The sequence below is a fragment of the Collinsella intestinalis DSM 13280 genome (assembly GCF_000156175.1).
Taxonomy (GTDB): Bacteria; Actinomycetota; Coriobacteriia; order Coriobacteriales; family Coriobacteriaceae; genus Collinsella; species Collinsella intestinalis.
Genome location: NZ_GG692710.1, coordinates 589,961 through 613,376 on the forward strand (window position 1 = coordinate 589,961; position 23,416 = coordinate 613,376).

At 62.3% G+C, this 23,416-nt stretch carries 19 protein-coding genes and 3 tRNA genes; 14 read left to right on the top strand and 8 right to left on the bottom strand.

Annotated features, from left to right (window positions below):
• Nucleotides 1-139 precede the first annotated feature (139 nt).
• The 11 genes from sufB (at nt 140) to COLINT_RS02795 (ending at nt 11,552) form a co-directional block, all read left to right on the top strand.
• Nucleotides 140-1,552, top strand: a complete 1,413-nt coding sequence (sufB, locus tag COLINT_RS02745; protein ID WP_006722812.1) for a Fe-S cluster assembly protein SufB — start codon at nt 140-142, stop codon at nt 1,550-1,552.
• Nucleotides 1,553-1,557: 5 nt separating this feature from the next.
• Entirely contained in the window at nt 1,558-2,814 is a 1,257-nt protein-coding gene (locus tag COLINT_RS02750; RefSeq protein ID WP_039910530.1) for a SufB/SufD family protein, read from the top strand.
• Entirely contained in the window at nt 2,811-4,154 is a 1,344-nt protein-coding gene (locus tag COLINT_RS02755; RefSeq protein ID WP_006722814.1) for an aminotransferase class V-fold PLP-dependent enzyme, read from the top strand. The genes COLINT_RS02750 and COLINT_RS02755 overlap by 4 nt, the downstream gene beginning before the upstream one ends.
• Before the next feature lie 68 nt (nt 4,155-4,222).
• Entirely contained in the window at nt 4,223-4,645 is a 423-nt protein-coding gene (gene sufU / locus COLINT_RS02760; protein WP_006722815.1) for a Fe-S cluster assembly sulfur transfer protein SufU, read from the top strand.
• Between the two features lie 110 nt (nt 4,646-4,755).
• Nucleotides 4,756-5,409, top strand: coding sequence for an ABC transporter permease (locus COLINT_RS02765; RefSeq protein ID WP_006722816.1), 654 nt, complete (start codon nt 4,756-4,758; stop codon nt 5,407-5,409).
• Nucleotides 5,410-5,541: 132 nt separating this feature from the next.
• Nucleotides 5,542-6,453, top strand: a complete 912-nt coding sequence (locus COLINT_RS02770) for a glycine betaine ABC transporter substrate-binding protein (protein ID WP_006722817.1) — start codon at nt 5,542-5,544, stop codon at nt 6,451-6,453.
• A 202-nt stretch (nt 6,454-6,655) separates the two neighbouring features.
• Complete coding sequence (locus tag COLINT_RS02775) at nt 6,656-7,417, top strand: ABC transporter ATP-binding protein (RefSeq protein ID WP_006722818.1); 762 nt, start codon at nt 6,656-6,658, stop codon at nt 7,415-7,417.
• Nucleotides 7,417-8,070 (top strand): ABC transporter permease, encoded by a 654-nt coding sequence (locus COLINT_RS02780; protein ID WP_006722819.1) that lies wholly within the window; start codon nt 7,417-7,419, stop codon nt 8,068-8,070. The genes COLINT_RS02775 and COLINT_RS02780 overlap by 1 nt, the downstream gene beginning before the upstream one ends.
• 61 nt (nt 8,071-8,131) lie before the next feature.
• Entirely contained in the window at nt 8,132-9,535 is a 1,404-nt protein-coding gene (locus tag COLINT_RS02785; RefSeq protein ID WP_006722820.1) for a lysylphosphatidylglycerol synthase transmembrane domain-containing protein, read from the top strand.
• A 256-nt stretch (nt 9,536-9,791) separates the two neighbouring features.
• Nucleotides 9,792-10,526 carry an iron-sulfur cluster assembly scaffold protein gene (locus COLINT_RS02790; protein WP_006722821.1) on the top strand — a complete coding sequence of 245 codons (735 nt, stop codon included), beginning with the start codon at nt 9,792-9,794 and terminating at the stop codon, nt 10,524-10,526.
• A 21-nt stretch (nt 10,527-10,547) separates the two neighbouring features.
• Nucleotides 10,548-11,552, top strand: coding sequence for a GGGtGRT protein (locus tag COLINT_RS02795; RefSeq protein WP_006722823.1), 1,005 nt, complete (start codon nt 10,548-10,550; stop codon nt 11,550-11,552).
• 161 nt (nt 11,553-11,713) lie between these two features.
• On the opposite strand, the gene COLINT_RS02800 is transcribed toward COLINT_RS02795, so the two are convergent.
• On the bottom strand, nt 11,714-12,712 hold the full coding sequence (locus COLINT_RS02800) for a D-isomer specific 2-hydroxyacid dehydrogenase family protein (RefSeq protein ID WP_226803206.1): 999 nt from the start codon (nt 12,710-12,712) through the stop codon (nt 11,714-11,716).
• A gap of 237 nt (nt 12,713-12,949) precedes the next feature.
• Between COLINT_RS02800 and COLINT_RS02805 the strand changes: the two genes are divergently transcribed.
• A complete protein-coding gene (locus COLINT_RS02805) occupies nt 12,950-14,524 on the top strand; it encodes an FAD-dependent oxidoreductase (RefSeq protein WP_006722825.1) in 1,575 nt (524 codons plus the stop codon).
• A 318-nt stretch (nt 14,525-14,842) separates the two neighbouring features.
• Here COLINT_RS02805 and COLINT_RS02810 read toward each other — a convergent pair.
• From COLINT_RS02810 to COLINT_RS02830, 5 genes are all read right to left on the bottom strand, one after another.
• Nucleotides 14,843-14,916, bottom strand: a tRNA-Lys gene (locus tag COLINT_RS02810).
• A gap of 21 nt (nt 14,917-14,937) precedes the next feature.
• Nucleotides 14,938-15,014, bottom strand: a tRNA-Lys gene (locus tag COLINT_RS02815).
• A gap of 26 nt (nt 15,015-15,040) precedes the next feature.
• A tRNA-His gene (locus COLINT_RS02820) sits at nt 15,041-15,117 on the bottom strand.
• Nucleotides 15,118-15,237: 120 nt separating this feature from the next.
• Nucleotides 15,238-15,687 carry a VanZ family protein gene (locus COLINT_RS02825; protein WP_233418325.1) on the bottom strand — a complete coding sequence of 150 codons (450 nt, stop codon included), beginning with the start codon at nt 15,685-15,687 and terminating at the stop codon, nt 15,238-15,240.
• A 36-nt stretch (nt 15,688-15,723) separates the two neighbouring features.
• The gene (locus COLINT_RS02830; protein ID WP_039910283.1) at nt 15,724-16,755 is read right to left on the bottom strand and encodes a hypothetical protein; all 1,032 of its coding nucleotides are present in this window, start codon (nt 16,753-16,755) and stop codon (nt 15,724-15,726) included.
• Between the two features lie 318 nt (nt 16,756-17,073).
• On the opposite strand from COLINT_RS02830, the gene COLINT_RS02835 reads away from it, so the two are divergent.
• Entirely contained in the window at nt 17,074-17,850 is a 777-nt protein-coding gene (locus COLINT_RS02835) for an SDR family NAD(P)-dependent oxidoreductase (protein ID WP_006722829.1), read from the top strand.
• Nucleotides 17,851-17,955: 105 nt separating this feature from the next.
• Here COLINT_RS02835 and rho read toward each other — a convergent pair whose 3' ends face one another.
• Nucleotides 17,956-20,328 (bottom strand): transcription termination factor Rho, encoded by a 2,373-nt coding sequence (gene rho / locus COLINT_RS08285; RefSeq protein WP_006722830.1) that lies wholly within the window; start codon nt 20,326-20,328, stop codon nt 17,956-17,958.
• 208 nt (nt 20,329-20,536) lie between these two features.
• The gene (gene argS / locus COLINT_RS02845; protein ID WP_039910284.1) at nt 20,537-22,390 is read right to left on the bottom strand and encodes an arginine--tRNA ligase; all 1,854 of its coding nucleotides are present in this window, start codon (nt 22,388-22,390) and stop codon (nt 20,537-20,539) included.
• A 323-nt stretch (nt 22,391-22,713) separates the two neighbouring features.
• On the opposite strand from argS, the gene COLINT_RS02850 reads away from it, so the two are divergent.
• A complete protein-coding gene (locus COLINT_RS02850; RefSeq protein ID WP_006722834.1) occupies nt 22,714-23,223 on the top strand; it encodes a CarD family transcriptional regulator in 510 nt (169 codons plus the stop codon).
• Nucleotides 23,224-23,416: the final 193 nt, after the last annotated feature.

Consider the following 23,416-nt stretch of genomic DNA (forward strand, 5'->3'; position numbering starts at 1 on the left):
GCGCAGCCCGCACCCGCCGTCGACCCCGTGCGCGCCGCGTCGATGAACCTTGGCGCCGGCATGGTGCAGTCCCTGCGCGCCACGCTCGACGCGAACGGCGCCACCTGCGGTTCCTCCGACAAGCAGTAAGGGGCACGCGATGGCAAAGAACCGCACCGAGGTCGCGGACATCGACCGCAGCCTCTACGACTTCCGCTATGGCGAGGAGGGCTTCGAGCGCCTGGACGCCGGCCTCACACCCGATATCGTGCGCGAGATCTCCGAGCGCAAGAACGAGCCCGCCTGGATGCTCGAGCGTCGTCTCAAGTCGCTCGAGATCTACCACAATACGCCCAACCCCACCTGGGGCCCGGGCATCGAGGGCCTGGACATGGATCACATCGTGACCTACGTCAAGCCCAACACCGACCAGAAGAACGACTGGGAGTCCGTCCCTGACGATATTAAGGACACCTTCGAGCGCCTCGGCATCCCCGAGGCGGAGCGCAGCTACCTCGCGGGCGTTGGCGCACAGTACGACTCCGAGCTCGTCTACCACAACATGCAGGACACCGCCGCCAAGATGGGCATCGTCTACTCCGGCATCGAGGAGGCCCTGCAGATCCCCGAATGGGAGGCCATCATCCGCGAGAAGTTCATGACGCTCATCCCACCCACCGACCACAAGTTCGCCGCCCTGCACGGCGCGGTGTGGTCCGGCGGCTCCTTCGTCTACGTGCCGAAGGGCATCAAGCTCGACTTCCCGCTGCAGAGCTACTTCCGCCTGAACGCGAAGGGTGCCGGCCAGTTCGAGCACACCCTCATCGTGGTCGAGGACGACGCGGACCTGCACTTCATCGAGGGCTGCTCCGCGCCCAAGTACAACGTGGCCAACCTGCATGCGGGCGCTGTCGAGCTCTTTGTTGGCAAGCGCGCGCACCTGCGGTACTCGACCATCGAGAACTGGTCGAAGAACATGTACAACTTAAACACCAAGCGTGCCCGCTGCGAGGAGGAGGGCGAGATCGAATGGATCTCGGGCTCCTTCGGCAGCCATGTGGGCTACCTCTACCCCATGAGCGTCCTCGCGGGCCGCAAGAGCCGCTCGAGCTTCACCGGCATCACGTTCGCCGGCACCGGCCAGAACCTCGATACCGGCTGCAAGGTCGTGCTCGGCGCGCCCGACACCACCGCCACGGTCGAGACCAAGTCCATCTCCAAGGGCGGCGGCATCTCCACCTTCCGCAGCTCCATCGTGGCCACCCCGGCCGCCGAGGGATCCGCGGCGAGCGTCTCGTGCCAGTCACTCATGCTCGACGACATCAGCCGTTCGGACACCATCCCCGCGATGGACATCCGCGCCAAGAACGTCGACATCGGGCATGAGGCGACCATCGGCCGCATCGGCGACGATAAGATCTTCTATCTCATGAGCCGCGGCATCTCCGAGGAGGAGGCCCGCACCATGATCGTGAACGGCTTTGCGAATCCCGTTTCCAAGGAGCTCCCGCTCGAATACGCCGTCGAGATGAACAACCTGATCAAGCTCGAGATGGAAGGGGCGATCGGATAATGAAGATGCCAGGTATGACTATCCGCCATGCGTCCGCCATGCCCGCCTCCACCTGGAGCTGGCTCAAGATGAACGACGTGACGATTCAGATCCCCGACGACCTCGAGCGCAACTGCCAGGTCGAGATTGAGGCGGGAGACACACTCGACAACACCACCAGCTTCGAAGGCTCCGTCGCCGCACTCCAAGAGCGTATCGACAGTGCACGCACGGACAAGCCGGCCGATGAGCGCGCCATGATCACCGCCGCCACTGGCGCCGACCGTGGAGCCGAGGAGCTCTACATTCCCGCACTCTCAACCTATGAGCATCGCGCCGCGCTCTCCGAAATCGCTTGCGACATCGCCAACGATTTTGAAACCGGCGTGGGCGCCGATATGCGCGCCTACCTCAACTTCCTTGCGGGCGGCACCGCCGTGCTCGCCACCGAGGAGGGTGAGGAAGCCGAGGCCACGATCCGCGTCACTACGCACGAGGGCGAGGCTTCGGGCGCCAGCATCGACATCGTCGCGGCGCCCAACTCCACCTTCTCCATCGCGCTCTCCCTCGACAGCGCCGCCGATGCCCCCGCCTTCATGGGTTCCACCATGCGTGTGTTCGCCGGCGCCGGGGCACGCGTCGACATCACGGTGTACCTCACCGCATCCGATGCCGTCACCTGCGTCGAGGATTCCGGATTCGTTCTGGACAAGGACGCTCGTGTGAGCGTGCGCCACGTGGTCCTGGGCGGCGGCTTCACCGCCACCGGCCTCGCGGCCGACCTGCGCGGCGACCGCTCCCGCATCGACGTCGACACGAGCTATCTCGCTTCGGGCACCCAACAGCGCGACTTCAACTACATCATCCGCCATCGCGGGCGCAAGACCGTCTCCAACATGGATGCCAACGGCGTACTCACGGGCACGTCCAAGAAGTGCCTGCGCGGCACCATCGACCTCATCCACGGGGCAAAGGGCGCCGAGGGCAACGAGCGCGAGACTGTGCTGCTGGCGAGCAAGGGCGTGGACAACAAAACCGTCCCGAACATCCTGTGCGATGAGGACGACGTCGCGGGCAACCACGGAGCAACCATCGGCCACGTGCGTCCCGATCAGCTCTTCTACGCGGCATGCCGCGGCCTCTCCCAGGAGCAGACCGAGGCCCTGTTCCTTTCCGCAAAGCTCGAGGACGCCGCGCTGCAGGCGCCCAATGACGCCGTGCGCGCCAACGTCGTGCGCCTCGGCAACCAGATCATCCCGCATTTTGAGGAGGAGATCGCGTGATCGACACCGAGAACGTGACGTGCGACACCTGCACGGCTCCGTCTGAATTCGTCTTCGATGCTTCCGACGAGGTCAGCCGCGGCTGGCCGCGCGTCGATATCGAGCTCAACCCCTTCAAGGGCGACTTCCCACTGCTCGCCCAGCACCCCGAACTCGCCTTCCTGGACAGCGGTGCCACCGCTCAACGTCCCGCCTGCGTGCTCGAGGCGCAGAAGACCTTCTATGAGACGATGAACGCCAACCCGCTGCGTGGCCTGTACTCGCTCTCCGTCGAGGCGACCGAGGCCATCGCGAAGGTCCGCTCGCAGGTCGCCGAGCTCATCGGCGCCGTGGACGAGCGCGGTCGCGCCCGCGCCAACGAGGTCGTCTTCTGCCGCAACACGAGCGAAGCCCTGAACATCGTAGCCAAAGGCTTTGCCCCGCGCGTGCTCGAGCCTGGCGACGAGGTTGTCATCTCCATCATGGAGCACCACTCCAACCTCATCCCCTGGCAGCAGGTCTGCCGCGAGACCGGCGCGAAGCTCGTCTACCTCTACCCAACCCCCACCGGCCAGATCACCGACGACGAGATCGCCGCCAAGATCGGCCCTGCGACCAAGATCGTCTCCTGCGGCCACGTCTCCAACGTGCTCGGCGTGGAGAACCCCATCGCCAAGCTCGCCGCGGCCGCTCACGCCAACGGCGCCTACATGGTGGTCGACGCCGCGCAGTCCGTCCCGCACATGGCCCTCGACGTGCGGGAGCTCGGGGCCGACTTCCTGGCTTTCTCCGCGCACAAGGCCCTCGGCCCCATGGGCGTTGGCGTGCTATGGGGTCGCACGGACCTGCTCGATCGCACCGACCCGGTCTACACCGGCGGCGAGATGATCGACTCCGTCACCGAGCAGGGAGCCACCTGGGCCCCCGTGCCCGAGAAGTTCGAGGCCGGCACGCAAGACGCCGCGGGCATCTACGCCACGGGCGTCGCGCTGGACTACCTCGTGAACAAGGTCGGCTACGAGACCGTCGCCGAGCGCGAGCGCGCACTCGTCCACTACGCCATGAGCCGTATGGTCGAGCTTCCCTTCGTCGACATCGTCGGGTCCATCTACTGGGACCAGCACCATGGCGCCATCAGCTTCAACGTGCGCGGTATCCACCCGCACGACGTCGCCAGCATCATGGACATGGACGGCGTGTGCATCCGCGCAGGCCACCACTGCGCTCAGCCGCTGCTCACCTGGCTTCAGGTCGAGAATCTCGCCTGCTGCCGCGCCAGCATCGCCTTCTACAACGACAAGTACGACATTGATCGCTTCATCGACTCCCTGAACCATGTCTGGAGCGTCTTCCACAACTAGTCGCACGCGCACCTCAATTTAGGGACAGTCCCTAAATTGAGGTTTTCAGTACACGAAAGGACCCGAGCATGGGCAACCTCTACGGCTCCGCCTCTTTCATGGAGCACAATACACATCCCGACTACAAGTACGAGATGGATGCCCCCACGCACACGCACGACGGCATCAACCCTAGCTGCGGTGACGAGCTCACGCTCTCGCTGCGCGTCGAGAACGGCGTGATCGTCGAGGCCGCGTTCACCGGTCACGGCTGCGCCATCTCCCAGGCATCGGCCGACATTATGGCCGAGCTCATCACCGACGAGACCGTTGAGGAGGCAAAGCGCCTCTCGAGCCTTTTCCTCGCCATGATCCGCGGCGAGGAGCTCTCCGAGGAGGATTTCGAAGACCTCGACGAGGCCGCTCAGCTTAAGGACATCTCGCACATGCCGGCGCGTGTGAAGTGCGCCGAACTCGCCTGGCGCACCCTCGACGGCATGCTCGATGCCTAGAGCCCTTCCACGCCCCTCGATTTGGGGACTGTCCCTAAATTGAGGGGGCACAAGGCGGCCACGCTCAATTCACCCGTCACCGTTTGCGACCTCGTTGAACCAAGGTGGAGATGATCCAGCAGATTACGACATACTTTTCCGAGCATGGGGCCGAATGGGTCCAGATGGTCATCGACCATCTCGCCATCAGCGGCATGGCACTCGCCGCGGCGCTCGCCATCGCGGTCCCACTCGGCATCTTGTGTTCCCAGCACGCATGGAGCGAACGACTCGCCACCGGGACAGCTGGGGTCCTTCGCGTGATCCCCAGCCTGGCGATTCTCATTATCTGCGTACCGTACCTGGGCGTGGGCACCGTGCCCGCAGTCGTGGCGCTCACCGTCCTCGCCATCCCGCCCATCCTCATCAACACGGCCGTCGCATTGAGAAGCGTCCCCGCCGATGTCATAGAGGCGGGAGTCGGCATGGGCATGAGTCCGGCTCGTCTCTGGCTCACCGTCAAGGCGCCGCTCGCCTTCCCGCTTGCCTTCTCCGGTGTCCGCACCGCCGCTTCCGAAATCATCGCATCCGCAACACTCGCAGCGTATATCGGGGCGGGCGGCCTGGGTATCCTCATCTATACCGGGCTCGGAGCGCTCCGTAACGTCCTGCTCTGGATCGGCGGCATCTCCGTCGCCGTGCTCTCGTTGATCGTCAATCGCGTGCTCGCCATGGTCGATCGACGCATCCGCACGTACGAACACGTCGGCTCATCCGCCCGCTGATTCTACGGACGGCCCTCGTTCCCGCCCATCGACCTCGGCGCAGCATGACCAACCGGCCGCCCGGCAATGTGAGAGCCGCCGTTGATCAGCCCTTCTAATCAGGCACGTGTCATTCCTTCCGAAAGGACCATCATGAACACCACAATCACCCGTCGCAGCGCTCTAGCCCTATGTGGCACCGCAACACTCTCATTCCTGAGCTCCTCATCTCTTTCCGGTTGCGGAAACTCCAAAGGCAGCGAGAACGCCATCACGGTCGGCTCGAAGGCCTTCACCGAGGGCGTCATCCTCTCCGAGCTCTACGCCCTTGCCCTGGAGGACGCGGGATTCAATGTCAATCGCTCGTTTGAGATCTCGGGTTCACTCATTCACACCGCCATCGAAAACGGCGACATCGACCTGTACCCCGAATACACGGGCACCGGCCTCATCTCCGTCCTCAAGATGGACCCCCTGACCGACCCCGAGGAGGTCTACGAGACCGTTAAGAGCGCCTATGCCGATCGGTTCGATCTAGTATGGCTGAGCAAGTCCGAGGCTGCCGATGGCCAGGGGCTTGTGATTCGCACCGAGGCCGCAAAGAAGTACGGGATCAAGACCATCTCCGACCTGCAGGCCCACGCCGAAGACCTGCGCTTCGCCAGCCAGGGTCAATTCGACGAGCGAGCCGACGGCCTCCCCGCCCTCGAGGCCACCTATGGCCCCTTCGACTGGAAGGCCTCCGCGATTTACGACGAGGGTTTGAAGTACGAGGTGCTTCGCAACGACGAGGCCGACGTCACCCCCGCTTACACCACAGAAGCCCAGCTCACCTACCCCAGCTTCACGCTGCTCGAGGATGACAAGCACGTTTGGCCGCCCTACAACGTGGCTCCCGTCGTGCGCGCCGAAGTCCTCGAGGCCAACCCCGGTATCGCCGAGGCGCTCGATCGCGTGAACGCCGCCCTCACCACCGAGGAGCTCACGCGCCTCAACGCCCGCGTTGACATCGACAAGGAGGATTACGAGGACGTCGCGAAGGACTACTACGACTCCATTTCATAGCAGTCGCGGCACTTCAATGAGGTTTTTCGTACTGATTCCGGCAGGTTCGAAGTACATTCCCTTGTCGGCGCTTCCCCAACTGGGGCTTTGTCAGGGCCCAGCGCGCCTCTACTTCGCAAAACCCAACACGAGTACGAAAAACCTCATCCAACATCAGCTCCCGACATGACAAGGCAACGTTACGAGCGGAGAAGGACGGCTCATGACCCCGGCAGTTGAATTCAAAAATGTCACCAAGCGCTTCCCGGGCGCGGCGGCACCGGCGCTCGACCGCGTCTCCCTGGCGATCGATCCCGGTGAACTCGTCTGCGTGCTCGGCACCTCAGGTGGCGGCAAAACCACGTTCATCAAGCTCATCAACCGCCTGCACGATCCCGACACGGGAACCGTGCTGGTGAACGGCCAGGATGTGTCGCAGGTCGACCCTGTCGAGCTGCGCCGGGGCATCGGCTATGTCATCCAGCAGACGGGACTGTTCCCGCACATGACCGTCGCCGAGAACATCGCCTGCGTGCCCAAAATCCTCAAGTGGAACCGCGGGCGCATCGACGCCCGCGTGGACGAGCTGCTTGAGCTCGTCCACCTCGACCCAGCCGATTTTCGCGACCGCTACCCCGCCCAGCTCTCCGGCGGTCAACAACAGCGCGTGGGGCTCGTGCGTGCATTGGCCGCCTCGCCCGAGATCATGCTGCTCGACGAACCCTTCGGCGCCATCGATGCGATCACCCGCGCCAAACTGCAGGACGAGCTGCTACGCATCCACCGCGGCAGTGGCAAGACCTTCATCTTCGTAACGCACGACGTCACCGAGGCGCTCAAGCTGGGCACCAAGGTCCTGGTGGTCGATGCCGGCCGCGTGCAGCAATACGCCACCCCCGAAGAGCTGCTCGCACATCCCGCCACGCCCTTCATACGCGAGCTGCTCGAAACGCAGGGCTACACGCCCGAGGGCAGGAGGGCGTGATGGGCCTGTTGTCATACATGGCCACGCACGCCGACGACCTGCTCGAGGCGACAGCCGAGCACCTCATGCTGCTGGGCGCGACCATGCTCATCTCCTGTGCCATCGCCGCGCTCATCACCGTTGCCTGTCTACGGAGCCGACCGCTCGGCAATGCCGTAGTAGAGGTCCTCGGGGCAGCGTACGCCATTCCCAGTCTCGCACTGTTCGCCCTGCTCATCCCTCTGACCGGATTGGGCTTCACCAGCGCCGTCATCGTCATGGTGGTATACAACCAGTTCATGCTCGTCCGCAATGCTCTCGAGGGTATTCGTGGCGTTGACCCGGCACTTATCGAAGCTGCGCGCGGCATGGGCCTGAGCGATTCGCAAGTGCTGATCAAAGTGCAGCTGCCCCTCGCCCTTCCCGCCATCATCGCCGGCGTACGCCTGGCTTGCATCTCCACCGTCGGTATTGCCACCATCGCGGCAACCATCAACGCCGGGGGACTCGGCATGATCCTGCTCAGCGGTCTGCGGAGCATGAACATCGACAAGATCCTCGCTGGCACGATTTGCTGCGCCGCCCTCGCACTCGCCCTCGATGGCACGCTCAGGCTTATCGAAGCGCGTAGCCATCTTGTGCATCGGGACAAGCCCGGGGCCGCACGGCGGTAGACGGGTACACTGTGTACACGGCCGCGACGACGCGGCGCACGATGCACCATGGAGGCAAGGCATGACGTCGAACATCGATCGCGAACAGGAGCGCCCAACGGCAACCGGGGCAACCGGGTCCGTCGAGCCGACTCGCGATCGGCGTGCCCCCAAGATCGCCGTAGGTGACACCTCGGCCGTCCAGGACCGCAAAGCCGACAGCACCTCCATGAAGCAGGTGCGCACCACGTTCATCTTCCTCGCGTTCCTCGGAATCGCCTACGCCGCCTACCTCGTCTTGAGCGGCCAGCTCGACGACTTCGTCCGTGCACTCATAGGCGTCAACCCCCAGTGGATCATCGCGGGCGTCGCCTGCTTTTTGTGCTATTACGTCTTCGGTGTCCTCGCATACGCCGCCATCGTCGTGGTCGACCATGATTCCCCCGTGGGCTTTCGGGACCTCATGAGCGTCGAAGCCTCCGGCGTCTTCTTCATGCGCCTCACCCCCGGCGGTGCCGGCGTCATCCCCTCCCAAATCTATCGCCTCACCCGCGCGGGCCTTTCCCTGCCGGATGCCTCGGCATTGCAATTCGTCCGCTTCACCCTCTATGAGGCGGGCGAGGGCATCTTCGCCGCCATCATGCTGCTGTTCTGCGGTGACTATTTCCTGACGACCTTCGCCGACGTCAAGATCCTTGGGCTCGATGTCGTGTGGATCGGGGTCTTCATGTTCGGGTTCAAGTTCGTCCAAGTCGGCGGCGTCCTTCTCCTTTGCCTGCTCCCCGGCCCCATCCAAAAGCTCGGCGGTCTCGGTCTCAAGCTGGGCCATGCCCTGCACGTCCTCAATGACGAACGTTACGAGCGCTATCTCGACTTCCTCACCACGCAGGTCACTTCCTTCTCCCAGGCGTTCCGTTCCGCCGCATCCAACTGGCACGTGCTTCCGGTCGTCGAGCTCCTCACGCTGCTCCAGCTTGGATGCATGTACGCGCTCCCCTATTTCGTACTTCGCTCATTCGGCCTCGAAGCGGACCTGCTGATCTGCCTCGCCTCGGGCTCGATGGTCGAGCTCCTGGTCAACGCCATCCCGCTACCCGGCGGCGCAGGCGGCGCCGAGGTGGGCTTCACCTATCTATTCGGCAACATGTTCGGCTGGCATCTATCTGCAGGCCTAGTCATCTGGCGCTCCGTTGAATACCTGCTCCCCGTCGTCATCGCCGCACCGTGCATGGGCATGCGCTCCACAACCGGGGAAAGCATCTACCACCGATGGGACCGCCGCCTCGAGAACACCGTCCACGTCGCCCATGGCGATTGGGGCAGCGTCAAACGCCGTGCGGGAATCGCGTATCGCCCGACCGCATCGCAGCCGAGCTCGCCCGAGCGCAAAGTCACACGCTCACAAACAGGCGATCTCACCGTGAAAATGCCCAAAAAGCCTCGCCCCGCCGAATCGGCGCGTCGCAACAACGGGGAGACACGATAACCCCAACCATTCCTGGGATTCGTCGGCTTGAAATCGTTTCAATCCGCGCGCAAAATACGTCAACCTTCGGTCTCTTCACGAAGCGCGAACACTTCACACGCAATTTCACCTATTGAAACGCTCCAGAATCGAATTTCCACCGTTCACGGAATACAGGGTGGACAAATCGCGTTAAAATGAATCTGCATGTCAGGTTTGCCCGTTGCGCAGTCGACTGGCCGCGAGATGGGCACCAACTACGAAAGAGAGGAGAGGCATGCAGTACTCACAGGAAGTGGAGAACATGTGCCCCGTCGCCAAGGGTGCATACCACGGTCCCGCGCCCATCCCCGAGGAGGGCAAGTGGGTCCAGGCCAAGGAGATCAAGGACATCTCCGGCCTCACGCACGGTGTGGGCTGGTGCGCCCCCCAGCAGGGTGCCTGCAAGCTCACGCTGAACGTCAAGGAGGGCATCATCGAGGAGGCCCTCGTCGAGACCATCGGCTGCTCGGGCATGACCCACTCCGCCGCCATGGCTTCCGAGATCCTTCCCGGTAAGACCATCCTCGAGGCTCTCAACACCGACCTCGTCTGCGACGCCATCAACGTGGCCATGCGTGAGATCTTCCTGCAGATCGTCTACGGCCGCAGCCAGACCGCGTTCTCCGAGGGCGGCCTGCCCGTGGGCGCCTCCCTCGACGACCTCGGCAAGGGCCTTCGCTCCCAGGTCGGCACCATGTTCGGCACCAAGGCCAAGGGCGCTCGCTACCTCGAGCTCGCCCAGGGCTACGTGACCCGCATGGCCCTCAACGCCAACAACGAGATCATCGCGTTCGAGTTCATGAACCTCGGCAAGTTCACCGACGCCCTCAAGACCGGTAAGACCCCCGAGGAGGCCATCGCCGGCGCCATGGGCCACTACGGTCAGTGGGAGAACGCCGCCAAGTACATCGACCCGCGCACGGACGAGGAGACCCACACGGTCGCCAACGTCTTCCCGGTCCACGAGTAACGAAAGGGAGGGACTATAACCATGGCTGTTACTTTCGAAGGTTACGAGCGCCGCGTTGAGAAGATCAACGCCTGCCTCGCTGAGAACGGCATCGCCTCCCTCGAGGAAGCCGAGCAGATCTGCCTCGACAAGGGCGTGAACGCCCGCGAGATCGTGCACGACACCCAGTCCATCGCGTTCCAGAACGCCGAGTGGGCTTACACCCTGGGCTGCGCGCTGGCCATCAAGAAGGGCGCCAAGACCGCCTCTGAGGCTGCCGCCATCATCGGTGAGGGCATCCAGGCCTTCACCGTCCCGGGCTCCGTCGCCGAGGACCGCAAGGTCGGTCTGGGCCACGGCAACCTGGGCGCTATGCTCCTGTCCGACGACACCGAGTGCTTCGCATTCCTCGCCGGCCACGAGTCCTTCGCCGCTGCTGAGGGCGCCATCAAGCTGGCCCTCAACGCCAACAAGGCCCGCAAGACGCCGCTGCGCGTTATCCTGAACGGCCTCGGCAAGGACGCCGCCCAGATCATCGCCCGCATCAACGGCTTCACTTACGTGAAGACCCAGTTCGACTACTTCACGGGCGAGCTCAAGGTCGTCGAGACCATCCCCTACTCCGATGGTCCCCGCGCTGCCGTCAACTGCTACGGCGCCGACGACGTCCGCGAGGGCGTTGCCATCATGTGGCACGAGAACGTGGACATCTCCATCACCGGCAACTCCACCAACCCCACGCGCTTCCAGCACCCCACCGCGGGCACCTACAAGAAGGAGCGCCTCGAGGCCGGCAAGAAGTACTTCTCCGTGGCCTCCGGTGGCGGCACTGGCCGTACCCTGCACCCGGACAACATGGGCGCCGGCCCTGCCTCCTACGGCATGACCGACACCATGGGCCGTATGCACTCCGACGCCCAGTTCGCCGGTTCCTCCTCCGTGCCTGCGCACGTCGACATGATGGGTCTCATCGGCATGGGCAACAACCCCATGGTCGGTGCCACCGTCGCCTGCGCCGTTGCCGTGAACGCCGCCATCAACGAGTAGCATTCACACTGCACGCATAGACTCGGCATGATAATGGCCGTCACCTTCGGGTGGCGGCCATTTTGCTATCCACGATTCCGCATCACGAGTGGCGCGCTTTTGCCAAAATCGATGTTTCACAACACTGGTGATGCGGACTGAAAAGCTACGGGCGTGAAACGCTACAGCTCGGTTGGGCACTCTCCCGTCGCCATTGCCAAAATGCCGCGAATGCCCTGCTCGACCATACTGTCGACATCGATATCCGTATAGAAGGCAATATGCTGCGTCAGGATGACGTTGGGGAACTGGCGTAGATACGCCATGTTGCGATTTGCCAGGATGTCGTGTGTGCGGCTCACATGGTAAATGCCGTCTTCCTCTGGGAAGACATCCATGGCAAGGGCACCGATCTTCTCACTCTCAATGCCCTCGACCAGCGCATCGACATCCATGAGCTCTCCGCGGCTGACATTCACCAGCACCACGCCGTCGCGCATCTTTGCAATCGCCTCGCAGTCGATAATGCCACGCGTGGATTCCATGAGCGGGATATGCACCGTCACAAGATCGCTCTGGGCATACAGCTCGTCGAGTCCCACATAGGTGACATCGCCGCGAGCGGCGAGCTCCTCGCTGGGGAACGGATCGTATGCGAGAATCTTGCAGCCGAAGCCTCGCAGATAATCGATAACGGCGCGGCCGATGCGACCCGTCCCCATGACGCCCACTGTGAGGGTGCGCAGCTCGCGACCGCGCAATCCGGCTAGCGAGTAGTCGTTGACCTGCTGTCGCCACATGGCGGGCTTGTAGTTGCGCAGAGCCATGAGCATGAGCATGACGGCAAACTCAGCAACGCCATAAGGCGGATAGGTCGTATTGCACACATGGATGCCAAGTTCCTTGGCCGCATCTATATCGATATGGTTGAAGCCGATGCTGCGCGTTGCAACATACCGAACCCCTCGATCGTGCAGTTCGCGAAGCATGTCCGCATCCAACGGGCTCTTGTTGACGATGACAACTCCCTCAGCGCCATCCAGCATGTCCAGCGTCGCGCTCGTAAGCGTGTCCGCGGACCAGGCCACCTCGCAACCGGCGGGCAGCTCGCCAACAACACGGTCGTACGCCGCGCGCTCGTCATCGCGGAGTTCGAAAACCTTGATCTTCATATCGTCCATCCCATCTCCGGGTTCCCTTGCGATGCCAGCACTATACCCGATGCGCAATGGGATGAGCCCCCGCACCACAAAGGCAGCGCACAGCCCCTCAGAGCGGACCTTCGCCCATACGTTGCTCGCACCAGCCACAAGGGACAATCGACCGTTCATGGGCCATTTGAGAGCCTCACTGGGGCATCGGTTGTCTTATAACGGTAAGACCCCTACGCTTTTGACAGAACGTGAGAAGGGACCAACATGCACGAAGAGACCGACGTCCTCGTAATCGGCGGCGGCATCGCCGGCATCGTTTCCTCGATTGAGGCGGCGCGAGCGGGCGCGAACGTCACAATCGCCTGTGCCAGCCCACTCTTCGGCGGATCGAGCTTCTATCCAGGCACCTGGGGCTTGGGACTCATCGGCCCATCCGACGAAGAAGACGAAGCCGATCTCATCGCAACCATCGAGAATGTCGGCTGCGGCGTCGCCGATCCCACCCTTGTCGAAACGTTCGTTCACAACATCCGCCCCGCAATTGAATGGCTTGAACAGGAGCTCGGCGTTCCCCTCAAACGCCCCTCCAGCGCCAAGAGCGCGCGCGAGGTCACGTTCATCCCCTGCTTCGACCACACGAATCGCCTGTGGCGGGGCATAAAGCGCGAGGCTTTCGAACGCGTCGCACGTGCCGAGATAGAACGGCTCGGCATCGAGCTCCTAGAGCGCTGCGAGCTCATGGAAATCGTTCGAGATCAACATGGCCCGGTCATCGGCGCCATCCTGTACGACAGGCGCGAACAGGAGCTTTTCCCCTTCCCCGCCAAGTCGGTCATCCTGTGCTCCGGCGGCACGGGAGGACTGTTTGAACGCAGTCTCACCTCACGAGACGTCCTCAGTTCCGCACACGGCATCGCCCTCGACGCGGGCTGCTCACTCGTGAATATCGAATTCATGCAAATGATGCCTGGGCTCGTCTCGCCCGCCCGTGGAATCGTCTTCAACGAAAAGACCTTCCGTTATGCGGTCTTCGAAGACCCCGCCGGTATTTTGCCCGCCGACCGCAACGGGCTTTCCGATTTACTTGAAGCGCGCTCAGGACACGGACCGTTCACGTGCCGTCTCGGTGATGAACTCGTCGACATGGCAATCGACGCCGCCGGAGAGGACGGAATCGCCGTCCACTACAACTTTCCCAAAGACGGCGCGCCGGAGTTCGTGCAGACGTTCGCGCAATGGATGGAAGACGAGCTTGGAATCACCCCCAACGACGAGCTGCGCGTTGCGATGTACGCGCATGCGGCAAACGGCGGTATCCGCATCGACGCTCATGCCAAGACGAGCGTACCAGGACTTTTTGCATGTGGTGAAGTCACGGGCGGCATGCACGGCGCCGATCGAATCGGGGGGCTCTCCAGCGCAAACGGCCTGGTTTTTGGACGGATTGCCGGCAAGGGCGCCGCGAATCACGGCACCACAGCATCCACCTATATCAATGCGGACCGTATCCTCAAAGAGTCACTTGAGCGCATCCGGATGAGCGCAGCGCCTTTGGGCGACATGGACGCCAGCCGCATCACCACGGACATGCAAGGGACCATGAGCGCACACGCCATGATTCAACGATCCGAAGAAGGCCTTGCAACGGCACTCGACGATATTGAACGACTGCAGCGCGAAGCACGATTTCACGGAGATTGCCGTGGCTGCGTGATACCCGCCGACGCCGCACTTGCGCGTGGGATACGCGTCTCCTCGCAACTCAAGCTCGCCCAGGCGATGCTACAGGCAATGAGAAGCCGTACCGAGGGCCTCGGATCGCACTATCGCGCTGATTGAGTGCCGCCGAAACCATACGTGTACGTTTTGGGGAAGGTTTTGGCTCTCCAACGCTTGTAAAAGCGCTTCCCTTCAAAAATTACCTGGGGAAACGTCGGCCGTCGTGATGGGCTAAAGCAAATTGAACGGAAAACCTTCCCCAAAATGTACACTTGTTGTCGCGATCTTACTCCTTAGGCGCGACAGCAAGGGCGACATCATATCGAGTCTGGCCATACATGCATCAGAACGTACATGCATGAGTGCAAAAGGGACCGAAGCACAGGAGTCGCTACAGATAGCAAAACAGCCTCTTGCGAGGCTGCACAATTCAATGGGTGGGCGATCAGGGATTCGAACCCTGGACCTTGGGATTAAGAGTCCCCTGCTCTAGCCAGCTGAGCTAATCGCCCGTATGTCCAAAGGATGCAATGTGGTGGGCGATCAGGGATTCGAACCCTGGACCTTGGGATTAAGAGTCCCCTGCTCTAGCCAGCTGAGCTAATCGCCCCTTTGCATCTGCTATGTGAAAGGGAATGGGGTGGGTAAAGGGACTCGAACCCTCGACCTACGGGACCACAACCCGTCGCTCTAGCCAACTGAGCTACACCCACCATGTCTGTCACACAGCGAAGAGTATTATGCATTCTTATCAAAAACATTGCAAGGGGTATTTTTGAAAAATTTGGCGATGGGAAAACATCGTCAAAAACAAACCCCCGGATCCGATCCAGCTAGGCGTTGCGTCCGTATTCCCTACGGCGATACCATCGCACCACTACACTCCTTATGAACGTGGCGATGAAAGCCCCGCCGCAATCGATCAGGACATCGGTTACCTGGCCGCAACGCCCCGGCACGAACAGCTGAATCGTCTCATCGATCGACGAGACCAGCACGCAAAGAACGCATACGGCGACAACGCCCTCCGATCCAGCGCTACGCTTGGGGTCGAACGCATGAGACGAAAGCAGGGCAAGGATGAAATACTCCGTAAAGTGGGCCGCTTTGCGAATCAGGAAATTCGTGACCCAGGCAAAGGGGAGTCCCAGCGACTGCAAAAGCCCTTGGATCCACTCCATGACCCCGGCGCTCAAAGAACCGCTGCCCTCCCCCGCAACAAGGGAATTACCCCAGATCACGCTGATGAACAGAACGACGAGAACGAGCCCCGGAATGCTCACCCTCTCCTTTATGTCCCGTATAAGCGAGGACACGCGCTACGCCTCCGCCAGCTGGCGAGCATCAAGCGACGCCGTGCCGCCCTCGATGACCTTGAGGTACTCATGGGCGACCGCATGGACGCTCTTAGACTCGACCTTGTCGAACTCGTCTTCAATCATCGCGTTGACACGCGTGTGCATCTTTGTTTCATTGCCTCCCTCGGCAAGCGCCGCCATGCGGTCCACGCCAACGCAGACCGTCTGGTCGCCCTGAGGGGCCTTGGGCGTCGTGTCCTCGGCCAGAATGGCGAGAGCGCGGGCCCACATGTCCTCATGGCCCGAGTAATCCGCCATGGGGACCTCAACGTCCTCGACGGTCGCCGCTACGGCAACGGGGCGAACGGGTGCGGCGGAGACGGGAGCAGAAGCGGGTTGCATCTTGGGAAGCACGGGGACATAGGACGCGCGCGCAACAGTACCCCCATAGAGAGACGCCATGGCCTCATCGCGACCGATGACATCCTCGCGTGCATCGGCCGCCGCAGTTGCAGAACGGGCAGCCGCCTGAGCCGCCGCCTGCTCCGTGCGGCGCAGCTCTTCGAGCGCGATTTGATACATGTCCTTCGAGCGCGTGGGGTCGCAGCTAAACGGGGAATCACCGCTGAACATGGCGTCGATCTCCGCCCAAGCCTCGGCCTCGTCGAGCGCATCGACCGCACGCGAAATGACCGGGACGCCATCTGGAGTGGCGGACCTTCCACCCCGATGACCATGCGGGCGAGAAACAGCGCGCGAGACATGCGTGGAGGCAGCCGAACGGGCATCGGCAAACGCGGACTTGAATCGAGCGGCTTCGACCTGTTCTTCGGCGAGACGCTCCGCGCGGGCATCCATAAGGTGGCCGGATATGGCGAGCAGGCCGACTCCAGCGAGCGAGCCGGCGACAAGCGGCAAGATATCGGAGCGAATCGCCTCGTTGACCCCATCGAACGGCAGAGTCGCGGCATATGCGGCCAACGGCAGCGCCACACCCAGCCCCGCTGAGATGGCGATTGCCCCTTTGCGATACCCCATGCTCTCGACAGCCATGACGCGCTCCTTCGTCACCCTCGCAAACGTGCTCTAAACAACGATGACCGGCGCGGATGCACCGGTTCGCAATAAGTCGGATGGAAAAGATGAAGTGTGGCGCGCAGGGAATGACCCCGACAACGGTTGGTAGTGCGTTTCATCTGCGTTTTCCGTCGCGATCTTCGTTGCATTATAAAGAGAACTCCCAGGTATTTGCAAGTATCAACCGCCGACGGCGACAAATCGGGCCATCTGTTGCAAACGGGAACTTTAGGGAACAAGTACCTCGGCATTCCGTCTTATCCGCAAACGGATCGTTTGAGTAAAGGAGCGAGCATGACACGCATCGCCATCGTCACGGGGGCGAGTTCGGGCCTCGGTCGCGAATTCGTCAAGCAGCTGGATGCCGGCGCAGCCGGGAAGCTCGATGAGATTTGGGTTGTCGCCCGCCGAGCCGATCGGCTCGAGGCCCTACGCCGCACCTGTGACACGCCCGTGCGCCCCTTCTGTCTGGACCTGACCGACCCCGCCTCGTTCGATGTGATCGATGGGGCCCTCTCCGAGACCCCGGCCGCCGAGGTCGCGCTGCTCATCAACAACGCAGGTTTTGGAACGTTTGGGCCGATCGCCGCGCAAAGGCCCAAGGATGGGGCAAGCATGGCAAAGCTGCTCATGGTCGCCCCAGTCGAGCTGATCTACCGCACACTCCCCTATTACCGCGCGGGCTCGCGCGTCATCAACGTCGCAAGCGTGGCGGCGTTCCTCCCACAACCCAAGCTCGCCGTCTATTCGGCGGCCAAGCGCTTCATCCTCGACCTGTCCCGCTCGCTCAACGCCGAGCTGGGAGAAGCCGACATCCACGTCACAGCTCTGTGCCCCAAATTCATGCACACCGAATTCCTGGAACAGCCCGGCGATCAGGCAGCTGCGAACGCCATGTGCGCCATCGGATTCGAGCGCGCCGAGGACGTCGCCAAGTCGGCCCTGCGCGCCAGCAACCGCGGAAAGGATCTCTGCATCCCCTCCCTCGATATGAAGGCCTATTACGCGGCGTCGCGCATTCTCCCCTACAAGGCGGCATTGACCGTCGAGCGCGCCCTGGGAATCCTCTAAAAGCAGCGCCGCACCCCAACGCACGACGGATCGAACAAAAAATCCTCCTTGCCCGCATGCAAACGGCAAGGAGGATTTTCGTTGTGATGGGTTGGTCAGCTATCTCTACAGCGCCTCGGGATGATCAGCGGCCTTCTTGGCTGTGCGAATCAGGAAATCCTGGTTGGAGTTCGTGCCCTTGAGCCCCTTGATGAAGGACGCCGCAGCGCGCTCCGTATTGTTCATACCGGCGAGGATACGGCGGATGCCCCACATGAACGGACGCATCTGCTCGTCGACCAGCAAGTCCTCGTTGCGCGTACCCGAGGCGACCGGATCGATAGCCGGGAAAATGCGGCGATCGGCGAGGTCGCGGTCGAGCTTGAGCTCCATATTGCCAGTGCCCTTGAACTCCTCGAAGATCACTTCGTCCATCTTGGAACCGGTGTCCACGAGCGCAGAGGCCAGAATCGTGAGTGAACCGCCGTTCTCGATATTGCGCGCGGCGCCCAGGAAGCGCTTGGGCGGATACAGAGCGGCAGAATCAACGCCACCGGAGAGAATGCGACCCGATGCAGGCGCGGCGAGATTGTACGCGCGGGCGAGACGGGTGATGGAGTCGAGCACCACCACAACGTCGCCACCAAGCTCGACGATGCGCTTGGCACGCTCGATCACGAGCTCTGAGACGCGCGTATGGTTGTCGGCAGGCATATCGAAGGTCGAAGCCACCACATCGCCCTTGATGGAGCGCTGCATATCGGTGACCTCCTCGGGGCGCTCATCGACCAGCAGGCAGATGAGATGCACCTCGGGGTTGTTGATCGAGATCGACTGGCAGATCTTCTTCAAGATCGTGGTCTTGCCCGCCTTGGGAGGCGAGACGATCAGGCCACGCTGGCCCTTGCCGATGGGGCTCACGATGTCGATCGCGCGGCCCGTAATCGAGTCCTTGCCATGCTCCATCTTGAGCGGCTCGTTGGGATAGATCGGCGTGAGATCGGCGAACTTGGGACGATGCTTGATCTGCTCGGGCTCGAGGCCGTTGACCGAGCGGATCTTGGCGAGTCCCGGAAGCTTGTCGTTGGCGCGCATCGGGCGCAGCGTACCGGCAACCAAGTCGCCGGCGCGAAGCCCTGCGGCGCGGATCATCTGCGCGGGGACGAACGCGTCGTCGCGACTGGGCATATAGCCGTGTGCGCGAATGTAGCCGAATCCCTGGTTATCCATGTCGAGAATACCCTCGATGTCGCGGAATCCCTCGGCGCGGGCGGCGGCGGCATAGATCATTTCGACCAGGTCGGCCTTTTTGACGCCCGTCGGGTCAAGTTCGAGGGAGCGGGCCTTTTCGCGAAGCTCGGCGACCTTCATGGCCGTGAGCTCCTCGCGCGTGAGCGAGGGCTCGGTCGGGGCAAAGCGGTTGTTGCGCTGCTTGCGGTTCTCCTTCTGGCGCTCACGACGCTCGCGACGGGCATCGGCCTTAGAAGACGGACCCTCGGCGCGCTCGGCGTCGCGGCGATCCTTATGGTTGCGACGGGATTGCTTGCCGGAGAGCTTCTCCTCGGCCTTCGCCTCGGCCTTATCCGCAGGTTGGTCGGCCTTCTCGGACGCCTCCTCGCTTTTGGGCTTGGAACCATCCTCGTCAGCACCCGACTTGGGGGCGTCTTCACGCACCGCTTTTCTCGCACGGGAGGCGCGTCCGGGACGGGCGTCCCTCTTGACCGCAGCCTCTTTCTCAGAGGTCTCCTCAGTAGATGCGGCGGGGGCGGGTTGCTCGGATTCGACGGAAGTCTCCTCGACCCTCTCAACCTGAATGCCCGGTTCGCGATCGGACTTCTGAGAATCCTTCTCCGCAGGCCCATCAGCCTTCGACTCGTCGCGAGCCGCCATCAAGGCAGCCTGCTGAGCCGCCAGGGCAGCGGCAGCGGCCTTCTCGGCCTCAACGTACGCCTTTGGCTTGCGTCCGCGGCGGTGCGGACGCAGCGCGGGATCGACCAACGGTGCCTCCACCTTGACTTCCTGCGTATCCACAGCCGGCTCGACGGCGGAAAGCACCTCTGCCGCACGCTCGGCGGCGCGGCGCTGCCTGCGCACGACGGAGGCCTGGCTGATCTGTGCTAGAGCGCGGGCCTGCATGACCTCCGCGGTTGCCGCGGGAGCCTCGGCATCCCCGGCAGCGGCCTTGGCCTTGCGGGCACGGCGCTTAGCCGGCACCTCTACATCCTCAGACTCCGCAACGGCACGCGCCCGACGACGGGGCGCCGCAGGTGCCGCGGCTGAATCCGCCGTCTTACGGGTACGGCGCTTGGGCTTTACCTCAGGCTCCTGAGCAGCCGAAACAACCACAGGCTCAGAGGCAACTTCGGACTGGGCGGCACGGGCCTTGACGGGCGCGCTCGTCTCCCGGGTACCGGGAGCGTCGACCACGGGGATAGGCGCAACTTCAGGCGCGTGATCGTCCCTATTCGGAGCCTTCTCGATATTCGCTTCTTCAGACACGCGGTTCTACTTTCTTCTCGCGTTAGTACAAGCACGGCGTCGATACGCGCCGATATATCACTTGTTTGAAAATGTAGGTAAGAAAAATGAAAGCGCAGGTCGCGCTGGGTTGAATATACCACATTGCAACCGTTCGGCATAGAAAAATGCCCGGACGCAAAGGCATCCGGGCATTTTCATTCGATTGGGAACCAGCGCAGACGCCGATTTACATCGTGGTGGGCGCGGAAACACCGATAAGGCTCAGAACCAGCTCGAGCACGGAGCGGACGGCGTCGCAGGCGGCCAGACGTGCGCGGGACAGCTCGGCGTCGACCGGACGGCCCTCGCTCGGCAGCACCTGGCAGGCCTGGTAGAAGCTGTGGAAGCCGGCGGCCAGCTCCTCGGCGAAGTGGGTCAGGCGGAAAGGCGCGCGGTCGCGGGCGCAGGAGGCGATGAGGTCCTCGAGCTCGGAGATCTTGCGGGAGAGCGCGAGCTCGGTGGGATCGGTCAGCAGCGCGTAGTCGACGTTCTCGCCGATGGCCTTGGCGGCCACGGCGTCCATGCCCATCTCAGCGGCCTCCTCCGGCGTGACGCCGGCGGCCTTGCGCAGGATGGAGCAGATGCGGGCGTGCGCGTACTGGACGTAGTACACGGGGTTGTTCTGGCTCTTCTCCTTGACGGCCTCGATATCGAAATCGATGGCCTGGTTGGAAGAGCGGGAGATCAGGGTGTAACGAGTGGCGTCGGCACCGACCTCGTCAACGAGCTCCTGGAAGGTGACCATGGTGCCCTTGCGCTTAGACATGCGAATCGGCTTGCCGTTGCGGAGCAGATTCACGAACTGGCCGAGCAGGACCTCGAACTGGCCGGGGTAACCCAGGGCGTCGCAAACGCAGCGCACGCGGTTGATGTAACCGTGGTGGTCACAGCCCCAGATGTCGATGACATGGTCGACGCGCTGGAACTTATCCCAGTGATAGGCAACGTCGGAGGCGAAGTAGGTGTACTCACCATTGGCCTTCACCAGAACGCGGTCCTTGTCGTCGCCCAGATCGGTGGAACGGAACCACAGGGCGCCGTCCTTGTTGTAGAGATAGCCCATCTCGTCGAGCTTGGCAAAGGCGCGGTCGACGGCGGAGGTGCCAGCGTGCTCGCCCTCGGTGTCCTTGATGTAGACGGTGCGCTCGGAGAACCACTTGTCAAAGTCGCAGCGCACGTCGTGGCACAGCTGACGCATGTTCTCGACCATCTTGGCGTAGCCCTCCTCACGGAAGTAGAGCATGCGCTCCTCGTCCGTGACGTGGGCCCACTTGTCGCCGTCCTTCTTATAGAAGGCAGCGGCCTCGTCGATGATGTAGGTGCCGCCGTAAGCGTTGCCACCCAGGCCCTCGGTGAAGGCGTCCATGTAGGGATGGGAATCCAGGTGCTCGTCGGCCTCATCCTGAACGAAGTTGTCACGGTCCTGAGCCAGGAAGTCACGAGCGCCGTCGATATCGAGACCCTCCTTCTCCATGATCTCGATGAGCTGCATGTAGCGGTAAGAGATGGAGTTGCCGAACACGTCCATCTGAGAACCGTGGTCGTTGATGTAGAACTCGCGCTGGATGTCATAGCCGGCGTGGCTCATGACGCGGCAGAGGGAGTCGCCGAGCGCAGCCCAACGGCCGTGGCCGACGTGCATCGGACCGACGGGGTTGGCGGAAACGAACTCGACCTGGGTCTTCAGGCCCTGGCCGATGTTGGACTTGGCAAAGTCCATGCCCTCCTTGCGAGCGACGTCCAGAATGGCGTTGTTGGCGGCGGCGTTCAGGTAGAAGTTGATGAAGCCGGGGCCGGCGACCTCGACCTTGGCGATCTCGGCGCTCTCGGGCATGTGGGCCACGATGGCGTCGGCGATCTTCTTGGGTGCGCAATGGGCCAGCTTGGCGGACTTCATCGCGCAAGTGGAGGTCCACTCACCGTGAGAAGTGTCAGCCGGTCGCTCCATGCCACAATCCTCGAGCTCGAACGCGGGCAGGTCGCCAGCCTCCTGAGCGGCGGCGAGGGCAGTGCGCACCAACTCTTCAATCTTCTCCGGCATAGAGGTCCTCCTCATCCTATGGCCCTGAAATGTTCTTCTCGCAGGGCTCACGTACAGACGCACTGTACTCTAGCACAGTGCAGCAGCTTAGGGGCGTGAAATCCCCGAAAACATGCGATAGCCCGCTTTTTCCGAGTTCAAATCTACAGGAAAACGCATAGAAAGATACGGAATTTAAATTGCGAGAATAGCTCATTCAGGCATTTTTCCAATACCGTATGCATCATTATTCACGTCCTGCAATGAGTCCTCTGTAGGTTTTCCCATATAAACATGGTATTATTGTTGTTACTGAGCGTATCGCGTATTCATTTGGAGGAAGCATGTTTGAAATCGGACAGCACGTTATTCATCCCGGCCAAGGAGTCTGCACGGTCACCGGATTCACCGAGGACGTCGCGCACCCCATGATTTTGCTCCGCGCCAAATCCGGCCATGCGGAAACCCACCTCATGTATCCCCTTGCCCAGCAGAGCCGCCTCCATGCAATCATCTCGCGCGAGGACGCCGAAGACCTCATCGACTCCTACGCCGACCTGACTGTCGATTCATTTACCGAACGCAACAGCGCACTCGAGGAAACGCATTTCAAGCAACAGCTCAAACTCGGAGCTCCCGAGACGGTGCGTGTTGCAAAGACCGTGCGTCACCGCATCGCAGAAGCGGAAGCCCATGGAAAGAAACCGAGCAGCTACTATTCCCGCATGCTCAAGGAGGCGCGCCGCCGCACGCTCGAAGAGTTCTCCGTCGCCCTCGGAGCCGACGAAGACGCTGTAGAAGAGCGATTCAAGGCAGCCATCATCCAAGCGGGCGAAATCCCGACACTCAACTGATCGACGCCCCGCCTCAATTTAGGGACAGTCCCCAAATTGAGGCGCGGAATCGAGGTGCAGCACAACGGTTAGGCCCGCACTCCATCGTGCTATAGTGTGGTGTAGCAAGCCTCCCCCTTCACCGGATGGGGGAATCAAGGTGTCCGACCCCCGACCGTAGGTACGGTGCGCACGCGCGCCATAAGGCGGGGGT